This is a genomic window from Roseiarcus sp., assembly GCF_052145395.1.
Lineage (GTDB): Bacteria > Pseudomonadota > Alphaproteobacteria > Rhizobiales > Beijerinckiaceae > Roseiarcus.
This window is the reverse complement of sequence record NZ_JBKQOT010000531.1, coordinates 1-4,893: the sequence shown is the minus strand read 5'-3', so window position 1 is coordinate 4,893 and position 4,893 is coordinate 1. Positions and strand designations below refer to the sequence as shown.

The 4,893-nt window shown below is 67.2% G+C and carries 6 protein-coding genes and 1 pseudogene; all 7 read left to right on the top strand.

The window, feature by feature from the left end; all coding sequences use genetic code 11:
- Positions 1-214 (top strand): annotated as a pseudogene (locus tag ACLP25_RS18265) (D-xylose ABC transporter ATP-binding protein); the annotation flags it as partial.
- A gap of 53 nt (positions 215-267) precedes the next feature.
- Positions 268-1,233: an ABC transporter permease gene (locus tag ACLP25_RS18260; protein WP_442470593.1), complete on the top strand. Its 966-nt coding sequence runs from the start codon at positions 268-270 to the stop codon at positions 1,231-1,233.
- 31 nt (positions 1,234-1,264) lie between these two features.
- On the top strand, positions 1,265-2,092 hold the full coding sequence (locus ACLP25_RS18255; RefSeq protein ID WP_442470591.1) for an SDR family oxidoreductase: 828 nt from the start codon (positions 1,265-1,267) through the stop codon (positions 2,090-2,092).
- A gap of 77 nt (positions 2,093-2,169) precedes the next feature.
- On the top strand, positions 2,170-2,937 hold the full coding sequence (locus ACLP25_RS18250; RefSeq protein WP_442470592.1) for an alpha/beta fold hydrolase: 768 nt from the start codon (positions 2,170-2,172) through the stop codon (positions 2,935-2,937).
- Positions 2,938-3,055: 118 nt separating this feature from the next.
- Positions 3,056-3,871 carry an ABC transporter ATP-binding protein gene (locus tag ACLP25_RS18245; RefSeq protein ID WP_442470590.1) on the top strand — a complete coding sequence of 272 codons (816 nt, stop codon included), beginning with the start codon at positions 3,056-3,058 and terminating at the stop codon, positions 3,869-3,871.
- Positions 3,868-4,581 carry an ABC transporter ATP-binding protein gene (locus tag ACLP25_RS18240; protein ID WP_442470589.1) on the top strand — a complete coding sequence of 238 codons (714 nt, stop codon included), beginning with the start codon at positions 3,868-3,870 and terminating at the stop codon, positions 4,579-4,581. Before ACLP25_RS18245 ends, ACLP25_RS18240 begins: the two co-directional genes overlap by 4 nt.
- 12 nt (positions 4,582-4,593) lie before the next feature.
- Positions 4,594-4,893, top strand: a 300-nt coding sequence (locus ACLP25_RS18235; protein ID WP_442470588.1) for an ABC transporter permease subunit, incomplete at its 3' end; no start/stop codon positions are given.

The window sequence follows — 4,893 nt, the reverse complement described above, 5'->3', positions numbered from 1 at the left end:
CGTCGGCGCGCGGGCGGAAATCTACGACCTCTTGTGGACGCTCGCCGCCGAGGGACGCGGCGTCTTGTTCATCTCCTCCGACCTGCCCGAGCTGATCGCCATCTGCCACCGCATTCTGGTGTTCGCGAAAGGCAGAATCGTCGGCGAGGTCGGGAGAGGCGAGTTCGACCAGCATCGCATTCTGTCGATGGCCTATGAGGACTATGGGACGTGAGCGAAGCTGCTGAGGGCGCGCGCGGCCGTCGCGCCGCCGCGCTTTGGAACGACATTCTGCGCTTCGGCCTGCGCGAGGCGGGCGTTGCGGTCGCGCTTGTCCTGATCGTGATCTTCTTCTCGCTGACCGCGCCCAATTTCGCCACGCCCGAGAACTTTTTGAAGATCTTCGTCCAGATCGGGATCAACACGGTGCTCGCGTCCGGGATGACCTTCGTCATTTTGACCGGCGGCATCGACCTCTCGGTCGGTTCGGTGCTCGCGTTATGCACGGTGGTCGGCGCGCTCATCATGACGAACGCGAGTCTTCCGTTCGCCGTCTCGATTCCGCTCGCGCTGCTCGGATGCATGGGCGTCGGGGGCTTATGCGGCTTCGTCAACGGCTTCGTCGTCGAGCAGTGGAAGGTTCCTTCCTTCATCGTCACGCTCGGCATGCTCAACGTCGCCAGCGGCGCGGCGCGTGTCGTCAGCAACAATGCAACCATCACCGGCCTGCCGCAGCCGTTCATCGATTTCGGCAATCTCATCGTGTTCGGCGTCTTTCCCTCGATCTTTCTCATCGCCGTCGGCGTGATTTTGATCGGATGGTTCGTCCTCGGCTTCACCGTGTTTGGACGGTTCATCTACGCCATCGGCACGAACGAGGAGGCGGTGCGCCTTTCCGGCCATAATCCGCGCACCTACAAGATTGCGGCCTTCGTCATCAGCGGTCTGACCGCGGGCGTCGCGGCGATGGTTTATCTGTTGCGGCTCAACGTCGGCAGCCCGATCGCCGGGGTCGGCTACGAGTTGAACGCCATCGCGGCGGTCATCATCGGCGGGACGAGTCTGGCGGGCGGGAAGGGCTCGATCATCGGCACGCTGGTGGGCGCGTGCATCATCCAGGTGCTGTCGACCGGGCTGCAACTGTTCGGGGTCGGCGACAACGTCAAGCCGATCGTCATCGGCACGGTGATCGTGCTCGCCGTCGTGCTCGACGCCTACCGCGACCGGTACCTGAGGGTGGTCGAGTCCCGGTAAGGCGCCGGCGCGGCATTGTGGAGAGATTGGAATGCCTGGGGACAGTGCGAAGACCATCGTCATCACGGGCGCGAGCAGCGGCATCGGCAAGGCGAGCGCGCGGCTCTTTCACGAGAACGGCTGGAACGTCGTCGCGACGATGCGCCGCCCCGAGGCGGAAACCGATTTGCAGCCGTCGGAGCGGATGAAGCTCGTCGCGCTCGACGTGCAGGACCCGGAGAGCCCGCCGAGGGCCGTCGCCGAGGCGGTTGCGGCGTTCGGGCAGATCGACGTCTGGCTCAACAACGCCGGCTACGGCGCGTTCGGTCCGCTTGAAGCGGGAACGCGCGAGCAGATCATTCGGCAGTTCGAGGTCAACGTGTTCGGCCTCATCGCCTGCGTGCAGGCGGTGGCGCCCCATTTCCGCGCGCGGCGCTCCGGGACCGTGATCAACGTGTCGTCGATCGGCGGGATCATGACCGTCCCGGCCTTCAGCGTCTACAACGCGACCAAGTTTGCCATCGAAGGCCTGTCCGAAGGCCTGTGGTACGAACTGGGGACCTTCGGGATCAGGGTGAGGCTCATCGAACCCGGCGCGATCAAGACCGAATTCGGCGGGCGGTCCGCCGATGTGTGGGACATCTCCCGCCTCCCTGACTACGCCGGATTCATGGAGAAGGTGAGGGCGTCGCGGACGAAGTACACGCAGAACTCGAGCCCGCCGGAGCTCGTCGCCGAGGTGATCTACGCGGCGGCCATCGATCCGTCCGACCGGTTGCGCTACCTCGCCGGACCTGACGCGCGCCGATACGTCCCGTTGCGGCGGCTCCTCGGCGCGCCCGCGATGATGCGCATGGTCCGACGGATGTTCACGCGTTAGATCGCGGGGGCGTCCGGCGCGTCGTCCCGGCGCCAGTCTGGCGTCGCGCGCGGAATCCGGCCATATCGGCGGCGATGCTGAAAACATTCTCCTCCGACGGCGTTCACATCGCCTATATCGACGTCCCGCCCGCGGGGACGGATCGCGGCGAGCCGATCCTCCTCATCCATGGCTTCGCCTCGAACCATCGCATCAACTGGGTGGGTCCCCGCTGGGTCGAAACCCTGAGCAGGGCCGGGCGGCGGGTGATCGCGCTCGACAATCGCGGCCACGGCGCGAGCCAAAAACTTTACGCGCCGCACGACTACCGCTCCGATCTGATGGCGCGCGACGCCGCCAATCTGCTCGCGCATCTTCACATCGAGCGCGCGGACGTGATGGGCTACTCAATGGGCGCCCGGATATCCGCCTTCCTCGCGCTGGGAAAGCCGGCGCTCGTCCGTTCGCTGGTTTTCGGCGGGCTCGGCGACAGGCTGGTGCACGGCGTCGGCTTGCCCGTGGGCATCGCCGACGCGATGGAGGCGCCTTCACTCGCCGACCTTTCCGACACGATGCAGCGCATGTTTCGCGCCTTTGCCGACCAGACGAAGAGCGACCGCAGGGCGCTCGCCGCCTGCATCCGCGGCTCGCGCCAGACCGTCAGCGAGAACGGCATGGCGGCGATCGCCGTCCCGACGCTGGTCGCGGTCGGCACACGCGACGACGTCGCGGGCGATCCGCATAAGCTCGCGGCCATGATGCCGAACGCCGAGGCGCTCGACATCCCGGGCCGGGACCACAATCTCGCGGTCGGCGACAAGGTTTACAAGGCGGGCGTGCTGGCGTTTCTCGAGCGCCGCCCGTGACAAGCGGCCTTTCCCCGGCCGCAAAATCGTCCCAATAAGCAGGTGACAAGGCTGGCGGAAACGTCGATGCTGCCGCGCGGAATCGGCGGAAAGACCGGTGAGAGGGAACGGAAGATCCATGGAGCTGGCCGAGGCGAACGCCGAGACCGGAAACGGAAGCCGTCACGACGCCGCACTGCTCGCGGTCGACGGCGTCACCATCCGTTTCGGCGGCGTGACCGCGCTGCAGGATGTCAGCTTCGCTGTTGCGCGCGGCGCGATCTGCGGCCTCATCGGCCCGAACGGCGCCGGCAAGACGACCCTGTTCAACTGCATCTCCCGCCTCTACGACCCGCATTCCGGCGCGATTTTGTTCGACCGCCGACCGCTCGCCAGCTTTTCCCGGCACGAGATGGCCGCCCTTGGGATCGCCCGCACGTTCCAGAACGTCGCGCTCTTTCCCACCATGACGACCCGCGACAACGTGCGCGTCGGCGCGCATGCGCTGGCGCGCGGCGGCTTTCTCGCCAACGCGCTGGCGCTGCCCTTCGCCGCGCGCGAGGGCCGGCGGATCGCGGAACGGGCGGACGCGCTGATCGAGGAGTTCGGCCTCGGGCGCGTCGCCGACCGGCCGGTCGGCGAGCTGCCCTTCGGCGTGCGCAAGCGCGTCGAACTCGCCCGGGCGCTGGCGATCGAGCCGAAGCTGCTGCTGCTCGACGAGCCGGCGGCCGGGCTCAATCACGAGGAGGTCGACTCGCTCGCCGATGAGATCGGCGCGATCCGCGACCGGCGCGGCCTCGCCGTGCTTCTGGTCGAGCATCACATGAACCTCGTGATGCGCGTCTCCGACCAGGTCGTCGCACTGGAATTCGGCCGAGTCATTGCCGACGGGACGCCGGAAGCGGTGCGCTCCCATCCCGAGGTGGTGCGCGCCTATCTGGGGACCGCGACATGAGCCGAATCCTCGAAGTCCGCGGTCTCAGAGCGTTCTACGGGCCGATTCAGGCTCTGTTCGACCTCGATTTTCACGTTGGGGAGGGCGGGGTGAGCGCCCTCCTCGGCGCGAACGGCGCCGGCAAGACGACGACGCTCAGGGCGCTCTCCGGCCTCATCCGCCGCCAGGGCGACATCCGTCTCAGCGGCAAGCCGATCGGTGCCCTGTCGACCGAGGCGATCGCCCGTCTCGGCGTCGCCCACGTGCCCGACGGGCGCGGCACCTTCACCGATCTGACCGTCGAGGAGAACCTTCGGCTCGGCGCCTATGTCCGCTCCGACCGGAACGCCGTGCGGCGGGACTTCGACCGGATGTTCGACTATTTCCCCCGGCTTGCAGAGCGGCGGCGGCAGCAGGCCGGCACGCTGTCCGGCGGCGAGCAGCAGATGCTCGCCATCAGCCGCGCGCTCCTGATGCGTCCGGCGCTCCTCATGCTAGACGAGCCGTCGTTCGGCCTCGCGCCGATGGTGGTGGCGGAGATCTTCCGCATCCTCGCCGCGATCAACCGCGACGAAGGCGTCAGCATGCTGATCGTCGAGCAGAACGCTTCGCTCGCGCTCGATCTCGCCGACCATGCGGTGCTGATCGAGACGGGACGGGCCGCGATGAGCGGACCTTCGCAGACGCTCAGGACGGACGACGCGGTGCGCCGCGCCTACCTCGGCTACTGAAAGGCTAAGCGCGTGAACGAGTTCCTTCACCAGCTGGCCTCCGGTCTCGCCCTCGGCGGCGTCTATGCGATCATGGCGCTCGCGCTGGTGATGATCTACCAGGCGACGCAGCTGGTGAACTTCGCCCAGGGCGAGATGGCGATGTTCTCGACCTATTTCGCCTGGAAGCTGACCGATCTCGGCTGGCCGTACTGGCGCGCCTTCATGGTCACCGTCGTCGTCTCGTTTCTCGGCGGGGTCGCGATCGAGCGGATCGTCGTGCGCCCCTTCGCCAAGGCGCCGGTGCTCGCCTCCGTCATCGTGTTCATCGGC